Source organism: Microbacterium sp. BF1 (assembly GCF_019279095.1).
Classification (GTDB): Bacteria; Actinomycetota; Actinomycetes; order Actinomycetales; family Microbacteriaceae; genus Microbacterium; species Microbacterium maritypicum.
The window spans coordinates 1-3,633 of record NZ_JAGYWT010000250.1 but is presented as its reverse complement, the minus strand read 5'-3'; the positions used below and the strand labels follow the sequence as shown (position 1 = coordinate 3,633).

Genomic DNA, 3,633 nt, shown 5'->3' with positions numbered 1-3,633 from the left:
CCCTTGACCACGAGCGGCGGCCACGAGTTGCTCCGCGACCGCAGTGACATCCGGCGGCGCAGGAAGGATCTCCCCGGTCCGCAGATCGACGGTCTCGGATTGCTCAGTTGGTGTCTTCAATTCAGTGTTCATGACGTGATTCATCTTCCCGGACGACCGAAGCCGAACCGATCACGCCGAACCCCTCACACACAAACTTTCCGACAGACCCAGATGCCCTGGGGAGATGACCATGCTTTCGGGCCTTGGCCCTTGATCGTGGACACGGTGTCGGTTCGGTTATGCCGCTTCCGCGAGCGTAGCGGAGCGTGCGGCTTCGTAGGCGTTCGGGCTGATGTTGCCGATCGCGGAGTGGCGCCGGCGAGTGTTGTAGCGGTTCGCCCACCGGAACACGGCCCGGTAGGCGGTGGCCTGGTCCGGGAACACTGACCGGCCGGCGAGGAGTTCGCGCTTGAGCGTGGCGTTGAAGCTTTCCGCGAGTGAGTTGTCGGCACTCGTGCCGACCGCGCCCGTGGACTGGGTCACGCCCAGCTACTCGCAGAGCGCGGCGTAGGCCTTCGAGGTGTAGACGCTGCCGTGGTCGGAGTGGAAGATCGCGCCGACCAGCGACCCGCGGTCGCGGTGCGCGGCACGGAGGGCGTCTTCGACGAGTTCGGTGCGCATGTGGTCGGCGACTTGCCAGCCCGCGAGCTTCCGGGAGCCGAGATCGATGCAGGACGCGAGGTAGAGGTTCGTGCCGTCGGCGATAGGCAGGTAGGTGATGTCGCCCACGTAGCGGCGGCCGGGGTCGCCGACGGAGAAGTCCCGTCCGATCAGGTCGGGGAAGCGCCTGGCGGACTGGTCCGGGATCGTGGTCTTCACCCGTCGTCGCAACCGGATCCCCGCGAGACGGTGCTCACGCATTACCCGCGCGACGCGCTTGTGATTCACCCGCTCCGCCACGGGCACACCGTCGTTGACGTCGGCGGTGATCCTGGGCGCCCCGTAGGCGCGGTCGCCACCCTGAGCGGGGTCTTGCAGCACCCGGATCCGCGCCGCCAACACCGCGTCGTCTGTCGCCTTCGCGGCTCGCCGCCCGGCGGAGTCCAGCCAGGCGTAGAACGACGAGCGGGCGACCTCGACGACCTCACACAACCGCTTCACGCCGTAGGCGTCCTTGTGATCCTCAACAAACTGGAAGCGGTTCACCAGTTCGTATCCCCGGCGAAATACTTCGCCGCCTGACGGAGGATGTCCCGCTCCGTCTCGAGCTTGCGGGCCTCGGCCTGCAAGGCCGCGAGGTCGGCCTCCAACCGGAGGACCTTCGCCGCCTGCGACTCCGGTCGCCCCGTCGCCCCCCGGCGGCGACGCAGCGGCAACCGTGACCCCGGAGCCGAACTTGTCGACCCACTCTTTCAGCGCACCCCGAGAGATCCCGAGATCCCCGGCGATGCCCTTGAGCGTCGAACCCGGCGTGGACTCATACAAGTCCACCGCGCGCTGCCGGAACTCGTCCGTGTAGTTCTTCCTAGCCATCCCTTGGATTCTCGCTTCCCCAGCATCGTGCTGGAATCAGCGTGTCCAAGATCAGGGGTCAAGCGCCCTCCTCGTACACGGAGAGCCGATATGGCTCGACTTTAGCATTCTCCGCGTGCCCGTTTCAGAAAGCTGGGGCTGTTGTCACCATCCTGCACCGCCGTTTTCAAATGCGCAAGGCATCTGCCCGACGAATTTTCTCGCCATGCTGGTCCGCGTACTTCGAGCCAGGAAGGGAATCTTATGGTCGCTCTTCACCGTCTTGAGACCCGGCGTCGCTGTGACACCAGGCGCTGTGACACCAGGCGCTGTGACACCAGAGGTCATCGAGATGGTGGCCTCTGGATCAGCGGGCGAAGCCGCGCGACCGGCGCGCGAGGAACGCCGTGACAGCACGATGACAATGGCTTGAGCCCCGCTGATCGGGGACCCGGTTGATGTCTGTCACCCGTTCCGCTGGACCTCGCCCGGCTCCTGCCGGTACGTGTAGGCGGCGGCCCGGACCGCCTCGTCGCTCTCCAGGCCCGCGCCCAGGGCTCCGCCGACCGTTGCCAGGGCGCTGACCAGCACCGCCAGCTTGAAGTAGTCGCCGACTTGAACCGCGTGTCCGAGGTTCTCCTCCAGCAAATGTGCAGGCACCAGCAGTGGGATGATCAGGAGTGCGAGGAGCAGGAGCGCTGCGTACAGGAAGGTCACACCCAGCACGACCGTTCCCGTCGTGGCCAGGTTGAACAGGGTGACGTGCTTCCCACCCGCCGGATTCGAACCGCGCTCCCAAAGGCCCGCTCCGAGGATCAGCGAGGCCGTGATCGCTGCGACGGCGCCCGTTCCGATCGCCGCCAACATGGTCCAGCTAAGCGCGTCGCCCAGTTGCCAGATGTCGGCTGTGATCATCGCGAAGACTCCGGCCGCCAGAGCGGCGGTCAGAGCCTTGGAGAGTCCAATGGCAAGCCGCCAGGGCTGATTGGCCCGGATCATTCCGACCAGGAGTCGCACGTTCCCTTTCAGGACCCTCGCCGTGAACATGACGCTGCCGTCTCCCCCTTCCTGCTTACTCCCGAGCTCGCCAGCGCGGCGCCGGAGGGCGGCCTGCGAGCCAGCGGACCCGTGATCCTCGGCCTCCCCGAGCAAGGTGCGCACGAGACCGACGACTGCGCCACTGGCGCGTCGACGCAGTCCCACCGCCCCGAGCGCCGGCAGGCATACGACAGCCACTCCGTGCACCGGGCTGGCATGGGCGACCACCGGCCGGCGACGAACGCTGAGCGGCAAGTCCGTGAGGCAGACGACGAGGTCCCAGGCCTCCACCAGGAGCCGCTCCCGCGCCGCGCCGACGAGGACAGCGTCGTCAGCAGGTGGGTGGACGAGGGCATCGACCACCGTTGGCACCCGCCATCGGACGGTGGGCATCAGCACACTCAGCTCTGCGCGCAGGTCCTCAGCGAGATCAGCCGCGACTTGGGCGGCCACACCCGGAGCGGAGATGAGTCCGATCACCACCTCACCGGCACTCACAGGCAGCCCGTCGGGCTGCAGGAATGGGTCCGAACAGTGTGCGTCATACACACAAGTATGGGGTCGCCCGCGGAGTAGTGCAGGAAGCATCCGTCAGGTGTGCGCCGCGATCCCCGGTCAGTGACCGAGCGAGCTGGCTCGGCAGCGTCGACATGGTGTTGGTGAGCGAGTTCTTCATCGTGATCGCGCCGTAGTCGGCCAACGCGGGCCTGTTCTTCGGAATCTCCGTGTGTCGGTAGCCCGGGCCTTGGCCCTTGATCGTGGACACGGTGTCGGTTCGGTTATGCCGCTTCCGCGAGCGTAGCGGAGCGTGCGGCTTCGTAGGCGTTCGGGCTGATGTTGCCGATCGCGGAGTGGTGAATCGGCCTGACTTTCGTTCCTATCGGGAGCCTTGTCCGACAGGTGCCGGATTGGCTGATTCCTGGTCAGCGTAATACGCCTGTTCGACCTCGGCGGGTGTTCGCATGTCGAGCTCGCCGTGGAGGCGGGAGTTGTTCCACCACCACACCCATTCGAGGGTCGCGAGCTCGACCTGCTCGACGGTGCGCCAGGGCCCGCGCTGGCGGATCAGTTCGGTCTTGTAGAGGTTGTTCACGGCCTCGG

Annotated in this window: 2 protein-coding genes and 1 pseudogene; all 3 read right to left on the bottom strand. The window is 66.4% G+C overall.

From position 1 onward, the window contains the following. Window positions 1-279: 279 nt before the first annotated feature. Window positions 280-1,515 (bottom strand): annotated as a pseudogene (locus tag KZA10_RS09810) (IS3 family transposase). A gap of 444 nt (window positions 1,516-1,959) precedes the next feature. Next, window positions 1,960-3,030: a hypothetical protein gene (locus KZA10_RS09805; RefSeq protein WP_218682769.1), complete on the bottom strand. Its 1,071-nt coding sequence runs from the start codon at window positions 3,028-3,030 to the stop codon at window positions 1,960-1,962. 379 nt (window positions 3,031-3,409) lie between these two features. Continuing rightward, window positions 3,410-3,633: IS3 family transposase (locus KZA10_RS17975; protein ID WP_256934671.1), on the bottom strand; the 224-nt coding region annotated here is incomplete at its 5' end.